General features: G+C 58.5%; 16 protein-coding genes. 11 read left to right on the forward strand and 5 right to left on the reverse strand.

The annotated features are described in order from the left end of the window. Window positions 1-478: 478 nt before the first annotated feature. Window positions 479-1474 (forward strand): 2-keto-3-deoxygluconate transporter, encoded by a 996-nt coding sequence (gene kdgT, locus N7V53_RS14790; RefSeq protein WP_279793811.1) that lies wholly within the window; start codon window positions 479-481, stop codon window positions 1472-1474. Here the strand turns inward: kdgT and N7V53_RS14795 are convergent. Both N7V53_RS14795 and crfC read right to left on the reverse strand, forming a co-directional pair. Further along, on the reverse strand, window positions 1471-2352 hold the full coding sequence (locus tag N7V53_RS14795) for a diguanylate cyclase regulator RdcB family protein (protein WP_124970520.1): 882 nt from the start codon (window positions 2350-2352) through the stop codon (window positions 1471-1473). The genes kdgT and N7V53_RS14795 overlap by 4 nt on opposite strands. Next, on the reverse strand, window positions 2349-4703 hold the full coding sequence (gene crfC / locus N7V53_RS14800; RefSeq protein WP_279793812.1) for a clamp-binding protein CrfC: 2355 nt from the start codon (window positions 4701-4703) through the stop codon (window positions 2349-2351). Before crfC ends, N7V53_RS14795 begins: the two co-directional genes overlap by 4 nt. A 608-nt stretch (window positions 4704-5311) precedes the next feature. Between crfC and N7V53_RS14805 the strand changes: the two genes are divergently transcribed. From N7V53_RS14805 to N7V53_RS14820, 4 genes are all read left to right on the forward strand, one after another. Next, window positions 5312-5647, forward strand: coding sequence for a zinc ribbon domain-containing protein YjdM (locus N7V53_RS14805; RefSeq protein WP_023478448.1), 336 nt, complete (start codon window positions 5312-5314; stop codon window positions 5645-5647). A 164-nt stretch (window positions 5648-5811) separates the two neighbouring features. Further along, window positions 5812-6537 carry a phosphonate metabolism transcriptional regulator PhnF gene (gene phnF, locus N7V53_RS14810; protein WP_034811988.1) on the forward strand — a complete coding sequence of 242 codons (726 nt, stop codon included), beginning with the start codon at window positions 5812-5814 and terminating at the stop codon, window positions 6535-6537. Between the two features lie 71 nt (window positions 6538-6608). Then, window positions 6609-7193 carry a phosphonate C-P lyase system protein PhnH gene (gene phnH / locus N7V53_RS14815; RefSeq protein ID WP_279793813.1) on the forward strand — a complete coding sequence of 195 codons (585 nt, stop codon included), beginning with the start codon at window positions 6609-6611 and terminating at the stop codon, window positions 7191-7193. 348 nt (window positions 7194-7541) lie between these two features. Then, window positions 7542-7877, forward strand: coding sequence for a phosphotyrosine protein phosphatase (locus tag N7V53_RS14820; RefSeq protein WP_124970528.1), 336 nt, complete (start codon window positions 7542-7544; stop codon window positions 7875-7877). 10 nt (window positions 7878-7887) lie between these two features. Here the strand turns inward: N7V53_RS14820 and N7V53_RS14825 are convergent, their stop codons facing one another. After that, complete coding sequence (locus N7V53_RS14825) at window positions 7888-9360, reverse strand: bifunctional UDP-sugar hydrolase/5'-nucleotidase (protein WP_279793814.1); 1473 nt, start codon at window positions 9358-9360, stop codon at window positions 7888-7890. Window positions 9361-9548: 188 nt separating this feature from the next. Continuing rightward, window positions 9549-12113, reverse strand: coding sequence for an ATP-binding protein (locus tag N7V53_RS14830; protein WP_279793815.1), 2565 nt, complete (start codon window positions 12111-12113; stop codon window positions 9549-9551). 125 nt (window positions 12114-12238) lie between these two features. On the opposite strand from N7V53_RS14830, the gene N7V53_RS14835 reads away from it, so the two are divergent. Genes N7V53_RS14835 through N7V53_RS14860 form a run of 6 tightly spaced genes read left to right on the forward strand, consistent with a single transcriptional unit; the run spans window position 12239 to window position 18351 of the window. Next, a complete protein-coding gene (locus N7V53_RS14835) occupies window positions 12239-13762 on the forward strand; it encodes a sugar ABC transporter ATP-binding protein (protein WP_124970537.1) in 1524 nt (507 codons plus the stop codon). 1 nt (window position 13763) lies between these two features. Further along, window positions 13764-14765 (forward strand): ribose ABC transporter permease, encoded by a 1002-nt coding sequence (locus N7V53_RS14840; protein ID WP_180344267.1) that lies wholly within the window; start codon window positions 13764-13766, stop codon window positions 14763-14765. 40 nt (window positions 14766-14805) lie between these two features. Further along, entirely contained in the window at window positions 14806-15747 is a 942-nt protein-coding gene (locus N7V53_RS14845) for an ABC transporter substrate-binding protein (protein ID WP_042712719.1), read from the forward strand. Window positions 15748-15794: 47 nt separating this feature from the next. Then, window positions 15795-16481 carry a D-lyxose/D-mannose family sugar isomerase gene (locus tag N7V53_RS14850; protein ID WP_023478366.1) on the forward strand — a complete coding sequence of 229 codons (687 nt, stop codon included), beginning with the start codon at window positions 15795-15797 and terminating at the stop codon, window positions 16479-16481. A gap of 11 nt (window positions 16482-16492) precedes the next feature. Beyond that, window positions 16493-17353: a ketose 1,6-bisphosphate aldolase gene (locus N7V53_RS14855; protein WP_023478390.1), complete on the forward strand. Its 861-nt coding sequence runs from the start codon at window positions 16493-16495 to the stop codon at window positions 17351-17353. Then, entirely contained in the window at window positions 17353-18351 is a 999-nt protein-coding gene (locus N7V53_RS14860) for a carbohydrate kinase family protein (RefSeq protein ID WP_124970549.1), read from the forward strand. The genes N7V53_RS14855 and N7V53_RS14860 overlap by 1 nt, the downstream gene beginning before the upstream one ends. 304 nt (window positions 18352-18655) lie before the next feature. Here the strand turns inward: N7V53_RS14860 and glgP are convergent, their stop codons facing one another. Next, window positions 18656-21103 carry a glycogen phosphorylase gene (glgP, locus tag N7V53_RS14865; protein ID WP_279793816.1) on the reverse strand — a complete coding sequence of 816 codons (2448 nt, stop codon included), beginning with the start codon at window positions 21101-21103 and terminating at the stop codon, window positions 18656-18658. Between the last annotated feature and the right edge of the window lie 12 nt (window positions 21104-21115).

A 21115-nucleotide genomic window follows, 5' to 3' on the forward strand; every position in this document is an offset into this window, starting at 1 on the left:
CCTGTACAACCGAACCTGTTGACGCCTGTTGGGCAGTGATTGAGCGAATTACCCTATCAGGGTTTATAAATGTGATCAAATTCACATAGTTGTAACCGGTAATCATCAACCACCGTTTTTACCTCACTTTTTGCCTCATTTCAAAAAAGCGCGATCGGCTTTCAACCCTCCTTTTTACAAGCCATTTACATCGAAAATAAATAAAGAAACATCGATAAATGTTTACGCGAATTATGTGATCGGTGTAACTAAAACACCGTTTCATTCTTATTGAATAGATATTCCAATCGCCTCATGATAGCCCCACTAATAGCAGCGTTAAGGGCTAACTCATCGGTATTGATGAGTCTGTTCAGGCCGCTCCGCCGCCGCCCATCGTCAATACGCTGGCTTCTGAATGCTTTAAAGCTTTGAAACATCGAATGATTCATTTTTTAGCTTTCTCGTTCATCTGAATGACGAGTCGTGAGGATTGAGTATGAAAATTAAGGCCACGATTGAACGTATTCCTGGCGGGATGATGTTAGTTCCGCTCTTGTTAGGTGCCATTCTTAATACCCTGGCACCCGATACCGGAGCCTATTTTGGCTCCTTTACTAAAGGCATGATTAGCGGAACAGTACCGATTCTGGCGGTGTGGTTTTTCTGTATTGGCGCGTCGATTGACCTGCGCGCGACCGGTACGGTGCTGCGCAAATCGGGCACGCTGGTGCTGACAAAAATTGCTGTCGCCTGGCTGGTGGCGATGATTGCCGCTTCCTTTATTCCCGATACCGGCATTCAGACCGGCTTTTTCGCCGGGCTGTCGGTGCTGGCGATTGTCTCGGCAATGGATATGACCAACGGCGGGCTCTATGCCAGCCTGATGAATCAGTACGGCAGTAAAGAGGAGTCAGGGGCATTTGTCTTGATGTCGCTGGAGTCTGGCCCGCTGATGACCATGGTGATCCTCGGCTCCGCTGGTCTCGCCTCGTTTGAACCGCACCACTTTGTCGGCGCGGTGCTGCCGTTCCTGATCGGCTTTGCCCTCGGCAACCTCGACCACGATCTGCGCGCCTTCTTCAGCAAAGCGACGCCGGTGCTGATCCCCTTCTTCGGCTTCGCGTTGGGTAACACCATCAACCTGAAAGTGATTATGGAGACCGGTCTGCTGGGGATTTTCCTTGGCGTGGCGGTAATTATTATCACCGGCATTCCGCTGATTATGGCGGACCGACTGATTGGCGGCGGGAATGGTACCGCGGGCGTGGCAGCCTCTTCCGCAGCGGGTGCGGCGGTGGCTAACCCGGTAATTATCGCCCAGATTAACCCGGCCTTTGAACCGGTTGCCGCATCAGCGACCGCGCTGGTCGCCGCAAGCGTGATTGTCACCGCCATCCTGGTGCCGATTATTACCGCGCTCTATGCACGACGCTTCGGCAAGGTGCCGACGCCGGAAGAGATGGCGACGCGAACCGAGTCGACGAGCCACTAAAGGTCGTCGAAAACCTCATCGACCATTGCCGTCGCCAGACGGGCTGCCGAGCAGAGTCTCGGCATCCCCAACGCGACGGGTTGCCAGCTCTGCGTCACCGACCAGCAAATCGGGTGGCGCTCTGCATCACACCAGTCCCCGAGCCAGCCCAGCAGATCTTTATACTCCATCACCCCTGGCGTCGACGGCGCGGCCAGCCATTGATGATAGAAGTGGCGCGTCCCCTGCGACGCATCGATGCCCTGCGCCAGAAACTCTGCCGCCATCACCCGCAGGTTATCTTTCAGCATTGTCGCCACATCTTCATTCGCCAGCCGACAGGCATCGCCAAACGCCCCCCAGCGCAACTCCTCCAGCGCGACGTAGCAGCGTCCGGCCATTGACCAGCCGTTGTAGCTTCCCGCCCGCCAGTGGGTAAAAACTTGTTCACTGTGATGACCCGCCTGCACCGCCAGCCCGCGCTGCGTCAGCGCTTTCTCCTTAAACGCCGCGCGCTGGCTAAAGTGCTCCAGCAACACGTCGTACTGCTGCTGCGCGCCGGGCGTGACGCCGCCGGGACGCCGCTCGGCGTGCTGCATCGCCTTCAGCCGCTGCGTAATGCGCGTCAGCGCCAGATAACCGGGATCGAGCATGCTCGCCAGTTTTTCTGCCAGCCCGAGCCGCAGGGCGTCGTTCTCCTCAAGCTTGCCGGAGATGGCCCACGGGCGCAGCTGCGTCTGGGCCATGATCTCCTGCGCCAGCCGCTCACGGAAAATCTGCTGCTGTGGCGCGATCGTCGTCTGACGCGGCGCATCGATGCCCTGCACCAGATCGACAATAAATTTCGGATGGATAGATTCCAGCACCCGGCCGGGGCCGTCGAGCAGTCGATTTTTCATGGTTGCTCCGCCGCGAAGAGCGTCTGGATATCGTCACGTAACAGCCGCGCATCCTCATGGATCCAATGCGCCGTCCTGATACAGTGCAGCAAATGGCGACGCAGCGCGCTCACCGAGGACTCATTCTGCTGGCGGATCGCCATGCTCTCGCGCAGGCTCTCCTGCAACCCGGAGAGACTCTGGGAGAACTCGGCAAAAAAGGTCGCCATGCCTGCGGTGACGGAGACATCAACCTGCGCGCTTAGCGCTTTGCGGATCTGCTCGCAGAAGTGCGCCACATGGGCAGTCAGCTTCTTATGCAACGTGCCGAGGTCGATCACATACCGGGTACGCGTCGCCACATAGTCGTCCCAGCCCCAGTTGGGGTTATTGAGCCAGCGCGAGACCGTTTCGCGCACGCCACCAATGCGGCTGGCCTGTGCGGCGCTGGTCTCTTCCGGCGCGATGACATTGTTAAACAGCGTGCGGGCATTGAAGTTGAGCGTGCTCGGCTGAAACGCGGGAAAAGAGATGCGGGCACGAAAACCGGCATGGCTCAGCTCCGCTTTGATGCGCGTTTCAATCGGGCGCATGGCATCGTTCAATGAGCGCGTCAGCGTGTTCTCCAGCTCATCAAAACGTAGCGCCAGTTCACGGCTGATGCGCTCCTGCGCCGCCAGCAGGATCGTTTCGCAGGCGGAGCGCATTTTGCTTAGGGCGATCTGCGCCTGGCCTTCATCTTCCAGCACCAGTTGGCCTGGGCTTAAGCGCTCATCAAGTCGTAAATCCGCCTGGCTTTCGCTGGCCATCTCCATCAGTTGACCATCATGGAACCAGGCATCGATCGCTTCGACAATTTCAAACTGCTGGCCGTTGAGAAAGATCTCCGCCGCCGCCAGCGCCTCTTCCACTTCATGATCGACTTCATCACGTACCCGCGTCTGGCTGGTGCGCAGCAGGGTCATATCCTCTTCCAGCCGGGCGATATTCTGCTCCAGCTGCTCATAGGCGACGGTCAAACCCTGATAGCGGAAATCGAGATACTCCCGCGCGCTCTGGGTGTAGTTGAGGAGTTTATGCGAGGCGGATCGCAGCGCATAGAGAGAAGCGTTGGCGTGAGCCGCGTGCAGCAAGTTGCGGATCGGCAGCTCAAACAGCGAATCCTGCCACAGCAGATCGGCGGCGTGACGAATATGTTCAGTATCATCCAGATCCGCCATGCGCCAGCGCCGACCGAGCGCCGCTTCGGCAAAGTCCTGCACCCAGGGTTGTTCGTTCGGATCGGGCAAGCGCCCCTTTTTCTGCAACTCGTGACGGGCGCGGTTCGCCAGGTAGCCCCACATTGAGGAGACCGGGTAGATCTGCGTTGGGGTGATATTGCCCTTCATTAAGGTGCCAGAGATAAGCGCGCGAACCTGGTGCTCATCGTCGCTGTTGCGATCTTTCTGGTCGAACTTATTCACCAGCGCGTAGAGCGGAACCGAGCGGCCAACGGCAGAGATCGCCTGGCGCACCTCTTCATCGGAGATCGATTTCAGCTGGGTATAATCCATCACCGCCAGCACCGCCGAGGCGCGTGCCAGCTGCTCGCTAAGCATCTTCTGTAAATGGGGCTGCCCGGCTTCGTTCGGCCCCGGCGTGTCGAGCAGAGTCAGCTGACCAAGGTTGCTCTCCAGTCCCGCAAGGTGAACAAACTCCACTTCGATAACCGGAATATGTTCAATCGCCGCGTAGGCCGAGAAGGGAAAATCGACGCCCAGCGCTTTCGACAGGCGCACCAGGTCGTTGAGGCTTTTCAGGCAGTGGAAGATCGGCTGCGCGCCGAGATAGTGCTTATCAAACGCGTCGCCCTGCGCAATGCGCGCCAGCAGCGAGTCCATATCGCGATCGATCTCAATCTTCTGCGCCAGCTTGCCGCGATCGTAATTAAACAGCCGCGTCTGCAACTGCTGCGCAAGCGCATCAATCGGGCCGACGTGGGAGAAATGGAGCACAGGCTCTTTCTGGCCGGGCGTATGGCGGATCAGCGTCGGCAAGGCCGTCATCGGGCGGTTGCGGTTCGGCAACACTTCCGTGCCGACAATCGCGTTGATAGTGGTCGACTTGCCCGCTTTCATGGTACCGACAATCGCCAGCACCATCTCCAGCCGGGTAATTTTACGCAGTTCGTTCTGTAAGGTCGCCTCTTGCGCCTCAACGCCGCGGGTGCTGAAGTGCAGAGGCATCACGTTATTATTTTGCGCCGCGCCGCTGATATTTGTCTCATCAAGCGCCGCCGCCGGCATTTTTTTCAGGGCCAGCAGATTGTGCAAAGAGAGTTGTAACAGCCGTTCTGCTTCCTGACTTAATTCAAATATTGTCTGTGTGTGCATGTCAAAAGTCTTTCCTTAACGCAAATTTTCTTTGTTTTATTTAGCCGTGGAGTTTTATTAGTGAAGTTTCGGCTTTTATAATTACGTGTAGAAAATATCTTCGAAAATATAAACACCTGATGGCATTCGGGAAAATAATAATTTCCCCGTAAAAAGGAACAGCAATAGTACTCTGGTCTTTAAAAACCAAAGGGTTAGAGCTTAGCGCATTTTTATGAATAGCCAGGATATATCATCATTGATTTACCCACCCGATCTGAGAGGTAATTATTCGCCGGGAATGGCGCATTTAACAGGTGTGACAGCCTGGTTACAAATAACACCGGTTGCTAACTGTCACCATATCTGAATTAGTAAATGCTGGCAATTTCAACCCGCAAATATTGCAATTATCACACATAAGTAGATTCTCAATGATGTGATGAGATAAGCATCGCTTAAGCGAATGTCAGAGGGTGTCGCGAGGGCTGTCTTTTTATCTCCGGGATTAAAAAAATAATAACAACGGCAACTGTACGGTTTTGCTGTATAATCGCGCCCTTTCAGGCACTGCGCCTTTTGTGCCGGTAAACATCCGGCTCTCTCTGCTCTTGTTTGAGGTAACCCCTATGCAACTTCCCCACTGCCCAAAATGTAATTCCGAATACACCTATGAAGATAATGGCATGTTCGTTTGCCCGGAATGCGCCCATGAGTGGAACGATGCCGAACCCGCGTCGGTGAGCGATGAATTAATCGTCAAAGACGCAAATGGTAATCTGTTAGCCGATGGCGACAGCGTGACCGTAATTAAAGACTTGAAAGTAAAAGGCAGTTCTTCAATGTTGAAGATCGGCACTAAAGTGAAGAATATTCGTCTGGTGGAAGGCGATCATAATATCGATTGCAAAATCGATGGCTTCGGGCCAATGAAACTGAAATCGGAATTCGTTAAAAAGAATTGATGATTCGCCGGCGGTGTTTATCGCCGGGCGCACCACCGAAACAGGGAGCCGATCGCGGCTCCTTTTTCTTTTTTCATCCTGGCGCAATCAATACATAACCCAACTGCAACATTCCCGCGGCACCATAGAGCCACATTAACTGAGTCTGCGGGGGAATGATGACAATCCACTTATCCAGACATCCGACCAGCTTCCCAACACGTTACCAGGAGATCGCCGCCAAACTGGAGCAGGAGCTGCGTACCCACTATCACTGTGGCGACTGGCTGCCCGCCGAACAGCAGCTGGCTGCACGTTTCCAGGTGAACCGCCACACTCTGCGTCGCGCCATCGATCAACTGGTCGAAAAGGGCTGGGTGCAGCGCCGCCAGGGCGTTGGCGTGTTGGTGTTGATGCGCCCGTTTGACTACCCGCTCAATGCGCAGGCGCGTTTTAGCCAGAACCTGCTCGATCAGGGGAGCCACCCGACCAGCGAACGTCTGCTGGCGGTGTTGCGCCCGGCCTCCGGCCATGTCGCCGATGCGCTCGGCATTACCGAAGGCGATAACGTCATTCATCTGCGCACCCGTCGCCGGGTGAACGGCGTCGCGCTCTGCCTTATCGATCACTACTTTGCTGACCGCCAGCTCTGGCCGCTACTGCAAGAGTTTGATAGCGGGTCGCTGCATGACTTTCTGCGCGATCGCGCCGGTCTTGAGCTGAAGCGCACACAAACGCGCATCAGCGCCCGCCGTGCGCAGGTGAAAGAGAGCCGCTGGCTGGAGATCCCCAATATGGCGCCGCTGCTCTGCGTGCGTACCCTTAACCACCGTGACGGTGAGATCAACGCGACGGAGTACTCCGTCAGCCTGAATCGCGCCGACATGATCGAATTTACCATGGAGCACTGAATGCAGGTTGATACCCCTACGCGCCACACCGGCCGGGTCGAGGCCTCTGTTCCGGTGCGCGGAGAGAATGCATGACACTACAACCCGCCTTCGCGTCGGCGGTTCACGACGCTCAGCACGCCTTTCGTCGCCTGTTAAAAGCAATGAGCGAGCCGGGAGTGATTGTCGCCCTGCCGCAGCTGAAACACAGCTGGCCACCGCTCAACGCGGCGACCACCAGCGTGCTGCTAACGCTGGCAAACAGCGACACGCCGCTGTGGATCGCAAACGCGCTGGATAACGATCTGCTGCGCCAGAACCTGCGCTTTCACACCCAGGCACCGCTGCTGGAGGCGCCGCAACAGGCGCTCTTCGCCATTGCCGACAGCACGCTTAATCATCAGCAACTTAGCGCCTTGCCCGTGGGTCAGCCGTTAAACGCAGAGAGCAGCGCGACGCTGATTTTACAGCTGCCTGCGCTCAGCGGCGGGCGGATGCTGCGGCTCACCGGCCCCGGCATTCAGGAGGAGCGGATGATCGCCCCGCTGCTGCCGGAGTGCATCACCGATGAGTTAACCGACCGTCCACACTCGTTTCCGAGCGGAATCGATGTGATCCTCACCTGCGGCGAACGCGCGCTGGCGATCCCGCGAACCATCCTGGTGGAAGTGTGTTGATGGGGTAAGAATGACCTTAAACCGGGTGTGAGGCGCTGCACGACTTATCCTAACGCATATCAGATATGCCCTTGATCAAGGGATGATGAAAAACCCGCTGCCGACGGGGCCTGAAGCAGGTTATGATGGCCTGCGGATTGTGCTGGATTAGACTGACCATTGTGGCTATATTGCGTCCCGCAACGCCCGGCAACGCCGGAGCGGAAAGCAGCCAGTATGTGGTCGTTTGTAGGATGAAGCGGACAGACTCGCACCAGAGGGTTGCCAGAAAATAACGCAACCGGGTCTTAATACCCGCGTATGACAAGAGGTAACGGGCTCAGCGCGGCTTGATGAGTATCGACTTGCATGAATGTGCTTTTTATTTGTAGCCGGAACCAATGGCGCAGCCCCACCGCTGAGCAGCTGTTTCGCCGCTATCCTGGGCTGAATGCCCGCTCCGCCGGTATGCAACGCCAGGCAAAAAAAACCGTTTCGCCCGCGATTCTCTCCTGGGCAGATGTTATCTGCGTGATGGAAGAGGAGCACAAAGAGCGCCTGCTGACCGACTATAACCGTCTGGTGCAGCATAAACCGCTGCATGTGCTCAATATCCCGAATCACTACGCCTTTATGGACCCGCAGCTGGTCGCCATGCTGGAAGATATTGTTCCCGAACGGCTAGGGCTGCGCGTCCCTGCATAAGCGCTAAAAATTACCCCGCCGGGTGGAGAAACTGCACACGCGGCGCGGGTGAGATCAGCGGCGCGTGCTTATTGACATACTCCGTCAGCAACTCCGCCATCGGCACATCGTAACGATCGCGGATGGCGATATCGCGAATACCAAAATCACTCACCTGCTCATTACACGCCACGCGATAGATTTTATCCCGCGCCAGCGGTTGACCGTTGACCTCGATGGAGATCATGCGATCCCCGGCAGGCCGCGTGAAATCGACGCTGAAACGCAGGCCGCTGACGTGGGCATAAGCCCCGGAAATAATGTTCTGCTGCGCATAGTTGTGCTCAATGAACGCTTTGATCTGCTCGCCGCTCATCTCCCGCGTCACCAGCGGCAGGCGAAACGGCAGCGCATTCAACACCTCGCCATAGGTCACCGGCCCGGCCGGAATGGTGTCGCGCAGAAATGCGCCGACGGTAAAAGCGATATCAGCGTTGGCATACTCCCGCTCGGCATCGGCCAGCAGGCTGCCGAGGTTGGTCTGCCCGGAGCGCACCCGCTCACGCTGGCCGTTGAGGGTAAAGGGGAGCGCCATCACCACTTTATTAAGCACCTCTGCGCTCGCAGCCCGCGCTTGCTCGATACAGGTCTCGGTTTCGCTATCCGCTTTCAGCGCCGTTAAGCTCGCCGCATCCAGCAGCTTTTCACTCCACGCGACGATCTTTTTATCTTTTACCGTGAGCGTCAGATGGCCGAGGTAATCACCATACTGCCCGGCGTTAACCATCACTGTTTTACCCATCTGCTTACCGGCCTGCACGGCAATATGGTCGTGACCATCCACCAGCACATCGATCTCCGGCACCGCTTCCAGCAGTTTGCTGATATTCACCGCCGGATCGGTTTTCCCCAGATGCGCCAGCACAATGATCAGATCGCTCTTCCCTTTCACCTGTGCCACCGTGTTACGCACCGCCTGAATCGGATCGCTGACGGAAAAACCGGCCAGTTTGCTGTCGGTAGTCGCCACCATCGCATTGAGCGGCGACACGCCGATAATGGCGATATTCAGCCCCGCCATCTTTTTCATCACATAGGGGCGAAAGGCGAGCTTGTCGTGGTAGTAAATATTGGAAGAGACAAACGGGAAGCGGGCTTTATCCCGCAGCGAGAGCAGCTCCGTGCCGCCGAAAATAAAGTCCGCATTGCCGGGCGTAAAAAGGTCATAGCCCATGGTGTTCATGGCGCGCACATTGCTCTCGCCCTGCGTCAGATCGGTCACCGGCATGCCGCTTACCGCATCGCCAACGTCGACAAACAGCACGTTGGCGTCCTGTTGGCGCAGATTTTTTACATAGGCGCTCATTTTGCCGTAGCCAATACCCGATTCGCTCATCCCGCGCCCGTGCGTATCCCCGGTGTGAATAAGCGTCACTTTAGCCTCTTGCGCCTGCGGTGCGCTGATACTCATCAGCAGCAGAAACGCGATAACCCCTTTTTTCATTGTTACGTCCTTTTCCTTTTTATGACCGACAAAAACAAAAAAACCTGAAACGCAGCGCAGAGGTTAATCACCAGTGCGTGGGTTTCAGGTTTAGCCGTGAGGGAGTCACTATCCTTAAGGCAAATAATCTATCGGGCGACAGACGTCCCGGCAAGCCAGCTTTTTATCACCCTGTGAGCGCCGTCACCTCATACCGCGATGCGTTGCAGGGCCTGCGCCAGCTGCGCGCGGGTGAAGGGCTTGCGTAACAGTTCGACCTCCGGCAGCGCCGGGTTGTGGGCAGGGCGCAGATCCTGGCCGCTGATCAGCAGCATCGGCAAGTTTGGCGCGTGCTGGCGAGCGGCGGCGATCACCTCTGCACCGCTCAAGCGCCCCGGCAGCATTAAGTCGCTGATCAGCGCGCCAATCTCGGTAGAGGCGGCAAGCATCTGCAATGCCGCATCGCCGTTTTCCGCCTCCAGCGTCAGGTAGCCCAGCTCGTGAAGCTGCTCGCACAGGGTCTGGCGCACGTCGGCTTCATCCTCCAGCACCAGAATCAGCGTATCGCTGCGCACATGGCGCGCATCGCTGGCGGGTTCAGCATTGCTTACCGCCGGGAGAGTGGCGCGCGGCAGTTGTAAACGCACCGTGGTGCCCTGCCCTGGGTTACTTTCAATCTCCACCCGTCCGCCGGACTGGCGCACAAAGCCGTAAACCATCGACAAGCCCAGCCCGCTGCCGCTGCCGGTCTGTTTGGTGGTGAAGAAGGGTTCGAACACCCGCGCTTTGACCTCCTGCGACATGCCGCAGCCGCTGTCGATCACCTCCAGCGCCACCATATCCTGCCTGCGTCCGTCGGTGCGGGTGACGCGCTGGTTCCAGGTGCGCACTTTGATCACGCCCGTTTGCCCCTCCATTGCATCGCGGGCATTCATCACCAGGTTGATGATGGCGTTCTCCAGTTGCCCGACGTCGATCCACGCCGGCCAGGCGGCGTGCTGCGCTTCAATGTCAAGGGTCAGCGTTGAGGGGAGCGAGTGGCGCAGCAGCTCGTCGAGATTCTCCAGCAGTGCCTGCATCTCTACCGCGTGCGGGTGGAGCGACTGCTTGCGTGAGAAGGCCAGCAGCCGCTGGGTGAGCAGCGCCCCGCGCTCGGCGGCTTTCAGCGCGCGGGAAATGCGCGCCGCGTCCGGCGAGTCGGTTGAGGCCAGCTCCAGGCTGCCGATAATCACCGCCAGCAGGTTATTAAAATCGTGCGCCAGCCCGCCGGTAAGCTGGCCGACCGCTTTCATCTTCTGGCTGTGCAGCAGCGCCTCCTCCAGCCCTTTGCGCTCGGTGCGATCCAGCACCACGTTGACCATCCCGCGCCCCGGCACCGGGCTGAAGCGCAGCTCAATGGTGCGGTTATCCGCCAGCCGCAGCTCCTGGGTTAGCGGCAGCGGGCGCGCCAGGTTCTCCTGCACATGGCCGGGAAGATCGCTCACCTGGCGCAGCAGGCTGTGGTAGTGCTGACCGCGCCGCAGCGGCTCCTCGCCCAGGCCCAACAGCAGCGGATATTGCGGGTTCCACACCACCAGGCAGCCCTCGTTATCAAACAGCGCAAAGCCGTCGCGCATGGCATGAAAGGTGGTCTCCAGCTGCGTGCTCTTCTCTTTCAAAAGCGTGGAGGTGTGTTCCAGCGAGGCGGTGTTGCGGGCAAAGACGTTAAAGGCGCGCGCCAGCTCGCCTAACTCATCGCGCCTTTGCAGCGCAGGCACCGAAACATTCGCTTCCCCGCGCGCCAGCCGCGACATGGCACGCGAAATGGCGGTCAGGTTCGATCCCAGATTGCGGTAGATATACCAACCGGCGCAGGCGGTGATCGCCAGCGCCAGCAGCGCAAACAGGCTGATAAAGATGCTGATGGAGCGCATCTCCTGGTGGCTCTGCGCGGTGCGCTGTTCGGAGGCCTGCGCCACTTCCGCCACATACTGGTTGATATCGTTGTTAAGCAGCGCACCCAGCGCTTTGATATGAAACATCGACCAGGTGATCGCCAGATCGCTCTCTTCCAGCTGGCCCGCGAGTGGCATCAGCTTGTTCAGCTCGGCCTGAAAATCGGGCAGGATAAAATCGAGCAGCGGATCGCCCGCCCGCGCCGGAAGCTGGCCGACAATCTCCGCCAGCTGCGCCAGCGTCGCGCGCGGCGATGGCGTCTGGATGGCGGCGAGAAGCAGCCTGTCCATCTCACTGAGCAGGCGCGGGTCGGGGGTGTTCAGCCCGTCGCGCGCGGCGATGGTCTGCAAATGGCGTAAATAACTCTGATTCTGATAGAGGGAGCTGAGCAGCGCGTTGCGCTCAAGGTGGCGGCGCTGCCCGCGTTGCAGCATCTCCGTGACGCTCTGCTGTAACGCCTGGCTGCGGCGGGTGATCTGCGCCACCAGTTGCGGTTCGAGCCGGGCCAGCGGCGCGTTTGCCAGCTGTGTGAGCGAGCGTTGCAAGGCGCTTTGCGTTGCTTTCAGCCGCTCCGCTTCCCCTTTATATTCCTGCGCGCCAACCACCTGCGAAAGCCGCACCGCAGCAGTGGCGACGCTGGCGGTATCGCGCGCGAGGTTCATGCTGGCGGTCATATCATCCAGCGTCTGCTGCTGCACCTGCTCCTGTAACTGGCTGGCGTGGCGAAAGCCGAGCACCGCCACGGCGCAGACCATTAACGTCACCGCCACCACCAGCACATTGAAAAAGAGCAGTCGCCCGCGGGCGCTGGTGAAAAAGGGGTTGGCGCGATAGGGCATAGCGGCTCCGGAAGAGGTCACAACAGTAGCGTGGCGCCACTATGACAAATATGAACAGCTTCTGACATTCTCCATTTACCAACGTGTGATGAAGTGCGTAAATCGTCACTCGCAGGAGCTTCGTCATGCCTAATGTGCCCGTGCTGGAGATGCGTAATATTGCCAAAGTGTTCGGCAAGTTTTACGCCCTCAAAGGGGTGGACCTGACGGTCTGGCCCGGCGAGATCCATGCCTTAATGGGAGAGAACGGTGCCGGCAAAAGCACGTTGATGAAGATCCTCGCCGGGGCCTACACCGCCACCAGCGGCGAGATCCTGATCGACGGCACGCCTCACACCATTCGTGGGCCAAAAGACGCCCTTGCCGCCGGTATTACCCTGATCTACCAGGAGATGCAGCTCGCGCCCAACTTAACGGTGGCGGAGAACATCTTTCTCGGCAGCGAAATCGCACGCGGCGGGCTGGTGCAGCGCAAAACCATGGCGGCGCAGGCGCAGGCAGTGATTGACCGTCTTGGTGCCAATTTCAGCGCCACCGACCGGGTAATGAAACTGACCATCGCCGAACAGCAGCAGGTGGAGATCGCCCGCGCCCTGCACCGCAACAGCCGTATTCTGGTGATGGATGAACCCACCGCCGCCCTCTCCTCCCGTGAAACCCACCGCCTGTTTGAACTCATCATGCGCCTGCGCGATGAGGGGATGGCCATTATCTATATCAGCCACCGCATGGCGGAAGTGTATGAGCTTTCGGATCGCGTCAGCGTACTGCGCGATGGTCAATATGTGGGCAGCCTGACGCGCGACAACCTGAATGCCGCCGAACTGGTGCGCATGATGGTCGGGCGACCGCTCAGCGATCTGTTTAATAAAGCGCGCGATATCACCCCCGGTAAACCGCGCCTCACCGTTCACCACCTCACCGATGGCGGCAAGATCCAGCCGGTCAGCCTGCAAGTGCGCGCCGGTGAAATTGTCGGCCTTGCCGGGCTGGTGGGTGCCGGGCGATCCGAACTGGCACAGCTGATTTTCGGCGTGCGCAAAGCGACCGGCGGCATGATTGAGATCGATGGCGAGCCGGTGGTGATCCACTCCCCGCGCGCGGCGATCGATCTCGGCATCGGCTTTTTGACCGAGAACCGCAAAGAGCAGGGGCTGTTCCTTGAACTGGCAGCGCAGGAGAACATCACCATGGCGACGCTGGAGCGCGATGCGTCGTGGGGCATGCTGAACCGCAAAAAGGCGCAAACCCTCTCCGATGACGCGATCAAATTACTCAATATTCGCGTGCCGCACGCGCAGGTGCGGGCGGGCGGTTTGTCCGGCGGCAACCAGCAAAAACTGCTTATCTCGCGCTGGGTGGCGATTGGCCCACGCATCCTGATCCTTGATGAGCCAACGCGCGGCGTTGATGTCGGGGCGAAGAGCGAGATCTACCGGATCATGAACCAGATGGCGCGCGAAGGGGTGGCGATCCTGATGATCTCCAGCGAACTGCCGGAGGTGGTCGGCATGAGCGACCGCGTCTACGTGATGCGCGAAGGCACTATCGCTGGCGAGTTGCAGGGCGAGGCTATCACCCAGGAAGAGATTATGACGCTGGCGACCGGCGTTAACGACACCCATCACCAGGCGGTACACCATGACTGAAATGAAACCACACCCGGCCACCACGCCGCAGCAGGAGGCCAAATCTGCCTCCGCCAAAAAAGTGCTGATGGGCGATCTGATGCAAACCGTCGGTATCCTGCCGATTCTCATCCTGATCGTCGCGGTTTTTGGCTTTATCGCGCCGAACTTCTTTACCGAAAGCAACCTGCTCAACATTACCCGCCAGGCGTCAATCAACATTGTGCTGGCGGCAGGCATGACCTTCATCATTCTCACCGGCGGGATCGATCTTTCGGTTGGTTCGATCCTCGGCACCACGGCGGTGGCGGCGATGGTGGTGTCGCTGATGCCGGAGCTGTCGATGCTCTCGGTGCCCGCTGCGCTGATGCTCGGTCTGCTGCTCGGCCTGTTTAACGGCGCGCTGGTCGCCTTTGCCGGGCTACCGCCCTTTATCGTCACGCTCGGCACCTATACGGCGCTGCGCGGCGCGGCCTATCTGCTGGCGGATGGCACCACGGTGATCAACTCCGATATCAGCTTTGAGTGGATCGGCAATAACTATCTCGGCCCGGTGCCGTGGCTGGTGGTGATCGCGCTGGCGGTGATTGCGGTGTGCTGGTTTATTCTGCGCCGCACCACGCTCGGCGTTCATATCTACGCGGTCGGCGGCAACATGCAGGCAGCGCGCCTTACCGGCATCAAAGTGTGGCTGGTTTTACTCTTCGTCTACGGCATTAGCGGGCTGCTCTCCGGCCTTGGCGGGGTGATGAGCGCCTCGCGCCTTTACAGCGCCAACGGCAACCTTGGCATGGGCTACGAGCTGGATGCGATTGCGGCGGTCATTCTCGGCGGCACCAGTTTTGTTGGCGGTATCGGCACCATCACCGGCACGCTGGTCGGCGCGTTAATCATCGCCACCCTTAACAACGGCATGACGCTGATGGGCGTCTCCTACTTCTGGCAACTGGTGATCAAAGGGGCGGTGATCATCATAGCGGTGCTGATTGACAAATACCGTACCCGACACCATCAGGCAGCATAATAAAACCCTACAAAACAGTAACATAAGTGAGGATTACAGCATGCGTCTTAAACCTCTTGTCACTGCGCTCTGCGCCACGGCCCTGCTCGCCGCGACGCCGTTCGTTCAGGCGAAAGAACTGAAATCTATCGGCGTTACGGTAGGCGATCTCGCCAACCCCTTCTTTGTGCAGATCACCAAAGGCGCGGAGCTGGAAGCGCGCAAGCTGGCGGGCGATAAGGTCAAAGTGACGCTGGTCTCCAGCGGCTACGACCTCGGTCAGCAGGTCGGCCAGATTGATAACTTTATCGCGGCGAAGGTCGACATGATCATCCTCAACGCTGCGGATTCAAAAGGCATCGGCCCGGCGGTGAAACGGGCGAAAGAGGCCGGAATTGTGGTGGTGGCGGTGGACGTGGCGGCAGAAGGTGCCGACGCGACAATCACCTCCGATAACACCCAGGCGGGCGAAATGGCCTGTAAATACATCACCGATCGCCTGAAAGGCAAAGGCAATGTGGTGATCATCAACGGGCCGCCGGTATCTGCGGTACAGAACCGTGTCGAAGGGTGCCAGAAAGAGTTTAAACGTCACCCGGATATCAAGGTGCTCTCAGATAACCAGAACGCCAAAGGCAGCCGTGAAGGCGGGCTGGAAGTGATGACCTCCCTGCTGGCCGCCAACCCGAAAATCGATGGCGTGTTCGCGATTAACGATCCGACAGCGATCGGTGCCGATCTGGCAGCCAAACAGGCACAGCGTAACGAGTTCTTTATCGTTGGCGTCGACGGCAGCCCGGATGGTGAAGAGGCGCTGAAGCGTAAGAACTCGCTGTTTGTCGCCACCCCGGCGCAAGACCCGCAGGTGATGGCGGCGCGCGCGGTAGAGATTGGTTACGACATTCTGCAAGGCAAGCCCGCGCCGAAAGAGCCGGTGCTGATCCCGGTGACGCTGATCGATAAGCAGAGCGTTGCCAACTACAAAGGCTGGACGGTGAAATAAGCCCTCTCCCTCCCCGCGCGGGAGGGAAAGCGCGATACGGAGAGACGATGAAACGCTCTGCCATTAATGACATTCTCGGCCACACGCGGCAGTTTTTCTCGAAGCACGACGTGCATCTGCCGCCTTTTGCCAGCTTTGCGCCGACCCAGTGGCGCGAGCTGGATCATGAGGCGTGGCGTGAAGTGTTCGAGCTAAAGCTGGGGTGGGATGTCACCGCCTTTGGCGGCGACAACTTTTACGCCGAGGGGCTGACGCTCTTTACCCTGCGCAACGGCTCGCCGGACGGCGCGCCCTTTGCTAAGTGCTATGCAGAGAAGATCATGCATGTGCGCGACGGGCAGCTAACGCCAATGCATCTGCACTGGCGCAAGCGCGAGGACATCATTAATCGCGGCGGCGGAAACTTAATTATTGAACTGTGGAACGCGGATGCGCAGCACCAGACTGACAGCAGCGACGTTACCGTGGTCATCGATGGCTGCCGACACACGCACGCGGCGGGCAGCCAGCTGCGCCTCTCACCAGGGGAAAGCATTTGTGTCACACCGGGGCTTTATCATAGCTTTTGGGGCGAGCCGGGGTTTGGCGATGTGCTGGTCGGCGAGGTCTCATCGGTTAACGATGACCAGCACGACAACCACTTCCTCAACCCGGCGAACCGCTTTAGCGACGTGCTGGAGGATGAACCGGCACATCTGGTGCTCTGTAATGAGTACTCACTCTTTTTAGGGTAAAGGAGGCGGTTATGCCCATGATCTCTCTCGCCGCAGGGCTGGCGCATGCGCGCGAGCACCACTACGCCTTAGGCGCGTTTAACGTGCTCGACTCCCACTTTCTGCGCGCGCTGTTCGCCGCCGCCAAGCGGGAGCGCTCGCCGTTTATTATCAATATTGCCGAAGTGCACTTTAAGTATGTCTCGCTGGAGTCGCTGGTGGAGGCGGTGAAGTTTGAAGCCGCGCGCAGCGATATTCCGGTGGTGCTTAACCTCGATCACGGGCTGCATTTTGAGTCGGTGGTGCGCGCCCTGCGCCTCGGTTTCAGTTCGGTGATGTTCGACGGCTCCGCGCTGGAGTATGAAGAGAATATTCGCCAGACGCGGGAAGTGGTGAAAATGTGCCACGCCGTGGGCGTCTCGGTGGAGGCGGAGCTGGGCGCAGTTGGCGGCGATGAGGGCGGCGCGCTGTATGGCCACGCCGATGAAGCCTGCTTTACCGATCCGGCGCTGGCGCGGGAGTTTGTCGATCGCACCGGCATCGACACGCTGGCGGTCGCCATCGGTAATGCGCACGGCAAATATAAGGGCGAACCGAAGCTCGATTTCGCCCGCCTCGACGCCATTCGCCAGCAGACCGGCCTGCCGCTGGTGCTGCACGGCGGCTCAGGCATCAGCGACGAAGATTTTCGTCGCGCCATTTCGCTTGGCATTCATAAAATCAATTTCTATACCGGCATGTCGCAGGCGGCGCTCGGTGCCATTGAGCAGCGTATGGCAGATCGCCAGCCGCTGTATGATGAGTTCGCCCAGCTGTTGCTCAGTGTTGAAGAGGCGATTGCCGATACGGTGGCCGGGCAGATGCGCATCTTCGGCAGCGCGGGGCAGTGCTGATGGCCCGCCACGGGGTTATCGCCGCTGGCAATATGCTGGTGGATCATGTGCATCATATTGCCCAGTGGCCGGAGCGCGGCTGGCTGGCAGAGATCGTTCAGAGCGAGCGCTCGACGGGCGGCGCGCCGCTTAATGTGCTGCTGACGCTGGCGAAAATGCATGTTGGCCTGCCGCTGCAGGCGGTCGGGCTGGTGGGTGAAGATGGCGACGGCGACTACATTATGGCGATGCTCGATCAGTACCATGTCAATCGCCAGCATGTGCAGCGCACCCCTTCTGCCCCCACCTCGATGTCGCAGGTGATGACCGATCCCTCCGGCCAGCGCACCTTTTTCCACTCGCCCGGAGCCAACCGGCTGCTGGATATCGACGCCTTTGAGATGCTCAACGGCGAGATGAAGATTTTCCATCTCGGCTATCTGCTGCTGCTCGACAGCCTTGATAAGGCTGATGAGGAGTACGGCACGCGCAGCGCGCGGCTGCTGGCGCAGATGCGGGAACAAGGCTTTGAGACCTCGCTCGATCTGGTGTCGCGCAAAGGCGACCCGCGCTATAAACCGCTGGTGCTGCCCTGCCTGCCGCACCTGGATTATCTGGTGATCAACGAGTTAGAAGCGGGCGAGTTCAGCGGGCTGGCGATGCGCACGGCGCAGGATAAGCCGCACGTTGAGAATATTGGCCGCGCGGCGGCGCAGCTTTTGGCGGCCGGGGTGAAACAGCGGGTTGTGATCCATTGCCCGGAAGGGGCGTGGGGTGAAGCGCCGGATGAAGCCGGAGCGTGGATCCCGTCGCGGATGTTAAGCCAGGCGGAGATTGTCGGCAGCGTCGGAGCAGGGGATGCCTTTTGCGCCGGATTTTTATACGGTTGCCATGAAGCGTGGCCGTTAGCGCACAGCATTCAGTTAGCCCATGCCTGCGCCCGCGCCAGCTTGTTGTCCGCCAATGCGATTGACGGCGCGAAAACCCTCGAAGAGTTACAGCTTGATATGGCGCTTTAAACGTTCGCAGGCCGGGAAGTTGTCGGCGCCATCCGGCATGCGCCGTTTCAGCCACACAGCTCCACATATTCACAGACCGGAGACATTCGTAGGCCGGATAAGCGTTAGCGCCATCCGGCATGCGGTGCCACATTCAGCGCACCGCTCCACATATTCACAGACCGGGTACATTCGTAGGCCGGATAAGCGTTAGCGCCATCCGGCATGCGGTGCCATATTCAGCACATCGCCGGATGGCGGCTGCGCCTTATCCGGCCTACGCCGTTTCAGTCACACCGCTCCACATATTCACAGACCGGATAAGCTAAAGGCGTACCGGCTTGATGTTCCAGATATGCTCCGCGTACTCCTGGATCGTGCGGTCAGAGGAGAAGTAGCCCATGTTGGCGATATTGCGCATCGCTTTCGTGGTCCACTCTTCCGGATGCTGATAGAGTGCATCCACTTTATCCTGACAGTCGACATAGCTGCGGAAATCCGCCAGCACCTGGTAGTGGTCACCAAAGTTAATCAGCGAATCAACCAGATCGCGGTAGCGGCCCGGATCCTGCGGGTTAAACAGACCGGTGGCGATCTGCGTTAACACCTGGTGCAGCTCTTCATCTTTTTCGTAATACTCGCGCGGTTTATAGCCCTGACGACGCAGCTCCTCCACCTCATCCGCGGTGTTACCAAAGATAAAGATATTCTCCTCGCCGACGTGATCCATCATCTCCACATTCGCGCCATCCAGCGTGCCGATGGTCAACGCACCGTTAAGGGCGAACTTCATGTTACTGGTGCCCGACGCTTCGGTACCCGCCAGCGAGATCTGCTCTGAAAGATCCGCCGCCGGAATGATCACCTGCGCAAGGCTGACGCTGTAGTTAGGGATAAAGACCACTTTCAGCTTATCGCCGATATCGGGATCGTTATTGATCACCTGCGCGACATCGTTGATGAGATGAATAATGTGCTTCGCCATGTAGTAGGCCGAAGCGGCTTTACCGGCAAAGATATTGACGCGCGGCACCCACTCCGCCGTCGGATCGGCCTTGATCCGGTTATAGCGGGTGATGACGTGCAGCACATTCATCAGCTGACGTTTGTACTCATGAATACGTTTGATCTGCACATCGAACAGCGCTTTCGGGTTGACCACCACGTTAAGCTGCTGGGCGATCACCGTCGCCAGCCGCTTTTTGTTCTCCAGCTTGGCATGGCGTACCGCCTGGTTCACCGCCGGGAAGTCGATATGCTGCTCAAGCTCGCTCAACTGGCTGAGATCGGTACGCCAGGTGCGGCCGATATGCTCATCCAGCACTTCAGAGAGCGACGGGTTAGCCAGCGCCAGCCAGCGGCGCGGCGTCACGCCGTTGGTGACGTTAAGGAAGCGCATCGGGAAGATGGCGGCAAAATCGGCGAACAGCGACTGCACCATCAGGTTGGAGTGCAGCTCCGACACGCCATTCACTTTATGGCTCACAACCACTGCCAGCCACGCCATACGCACACGGCGGCCGCTTGACTCATCAATGATCGACGTGCGGCTCAGCAGCTCGATATCGTTCGGGTGCTGCTCCTGCAACGTCTTCAGGAAGTAGTCGTTAATTTCGAAAATGATTTGCAGATGGCGCGGCAGAATTTTGCCGAGCATCTCAACCGGCCACGTCTCCAGCGCTTCACTCATCAACGTATGGTTGGTGTAGGAGAAGACCTGGCAGGTCACTTCAAATGCCTCGTCCCACTCGAACTTATGCTCATCAATCAGCAGACGCATCAGTTCCGGGATCGACAACACCGGGTGGGTGTCGTTGAGGTGAATGGCGATTTTGTCCGCCAGATTGCTGTAGGTCTGATGCAGCTGGAAGTGGCGATGGAGAATATCCTGCACCGTCGCCGAGACCAGGAAGTACTCCTGGCGCAGACGCAACTCGCGACCGGAATAAGTGGAGTCATCGGGGTAGAGCACGCGGGAGACGTTCTCGGAGTGGTTCTTATCCTCCACCGCCGCGAAGTAGTCGCCCTGGTTGAATTTACCGAGGTTAATCGCGCTACTGGCCTGCGCATTCCACAAACGTAGCGTATTGGTCGCGTCTGTATCATAACCGGGGATAATCTGGTCGTAGGCCACCGCGAGGATCTCTTCGGTTTCAACCCAGCGGCTCTTTCTCCCCTCCTGCTGAATGCGCCCGCCAAACCGCACTTTGTAGCGCGTGTTGTGACGTTTGAACTCCCACGGGTTGCCATACTCCAGCCAGTAATCGGGGGACTCTTTCTGACGCCCCTCGACGATGTTCTGCTTGAACATGCCGTAATCATAGCGAATGCCGTAGCCGCGCCCCGGCAGCCCGAGGGTCGCCAGAGAATCGAGGAAGCAGGCTGCCAGCCGCCCGAGGCCGCCGTTACCTAAGCCCGGATCGTTCTCTTCGTCGATCAGCTCTTCAAGGTCGAGGCCCATCTCATCCAGCGCGTTTTTCACATCCTCATAAATACCGAGCGAGAGCAGCGCGTTGGAGAGCGTACGGCCAATCAGAAACTCCATGGACAGGTAGTAGACCTGGCGCACCTCCTGGGAGAGTTGCGCGCGGGTGGAACGCAGCCAGCGCTCCACCAGCCGATCGCGAACGGCAAACAGCGTGGCGTTCAGCCACTCATGTTTGTTAGCGATAACCGGATCTTTACCGATCGTGAACATCAGTTTATAGGCAATCGAGTGTTTCAATGCCTCGACACTTAGTGTCGGTGAAGCATAGGTAAACGGAGCATTCATATGCGTGATTCC

Origin of the sequence: Kosakonia sp. HypNH10 (assembly GCF_029850615.1) — a bacterium.
Lineage (GTDB): Bacteria > Pseudomonadota > Gammaproteobacteria > Enterobacterales > Enterobacteriaceae > Kosakonia > Kosakonia cowanii.

Bases quoted from the DNA above. Each gene is read 5' to 3' on its own strand.
- kdgT (WP_279793811.1), top strand. From the start codon at position 479: ATGAAAATTAAGGCCACGATTGAACGTATTCCTGGCGGGATGATGTTA.
- N7V53_RS14795 (WP_124970520.1), bottom strand. From the start codon at position 2,352: ATGAAAAATCGACTGCTCGACGGCCCCGGCCGGGTGCTGGAATCTATC.
- crfC (WP_279793812.1), bottom strand. From the start codon at position 4,703: ATGCACACACAGACAATATTTGAATTAAGTCAGGAAGCAGAACGGCTG.
- N7V53_RS14805 (WP_023478448.1), top strand. From the start codon at position 5,312: ATGCAACTTCCCCACTGCCCAAAATGTAATTCCGAATACACCTATGAA.
- phnH (WP_279793813.1), top strand. From the start codon at position 6,609: ATGACACTACAACCCGCCTTCGCGTCGGCGGTTCACGACGCTCAGCAC.
- N7V53_RS14820 (WP_124970528.1), top strand. From the start codon at position 7,542: ATGAATGTGCTTTTTATTTGTAGCCGGAACCAATGGCGCAGCCCCACC.
- N7V53_RS14825 (WP_279793814.1), bottom strand. From the start codon at position 9,360: ATGAAAAAAGGGGTTATCGCGTTTCTGCTGCTGATGAGTATCAGCGCA.
- N7V53_RS14830 (WP_279793815.1), bottom strand. From the start codon at position 12,113: ATGCCCTATCGCGCCAACCCCTTTTTCACCAGCGCCCGCGGGCGACTG.
- N7V53_RS14835 (WP_124970537.1), top strand. From the start codon at position 12,239: ATGCCTAATGTGCCCGTGCTGGAGATGCGTAATATTGCCAAAGTGTTC.
- N7V53_RS14840 (WP_180344267.1), top strand. From the start codon at position 13,764: ATGAAACCACACCCGGCCACCACGCCGCAGCAGGAGGCCAAATCTGCC.
- N7V53_RS14845 (WP_042712719.1), top strand. From the start codon at position 14,806: ATGCGTCTTAAACCTCTTGTCACTGCGCTCTGCGCCACGGCCCTGCTC.
- N7V53_RS14850 (WP_023478366.1), top strand. From the start codon at position 15,795: ATGAAACGCTCTGCCATTAATGACATTCTCGGCCACACGCGGCAGTTT.
- N7V53_RS14855 (WP_023478390.1), top strand. From the start codon at position 16,493: ATGCCCATGATCTCTCTCGCCGCAGGGCTGGCGCATGCGCGCGAGCAC.
- N7V53_RS14860 (WP_124970549.1), top strand. From the start codon at position 17,353: ATGGCCCGCCACGGGGTTATCGCCGCTGGCAATATGCTGGTGGATCAT.
- glgP (WP_279793816.1), bottom strand. From the start codon at position 21,103: ATGAATGCTCCGTTTACCTATGCTTCACCGACACTAAGTGTCGAGGCA.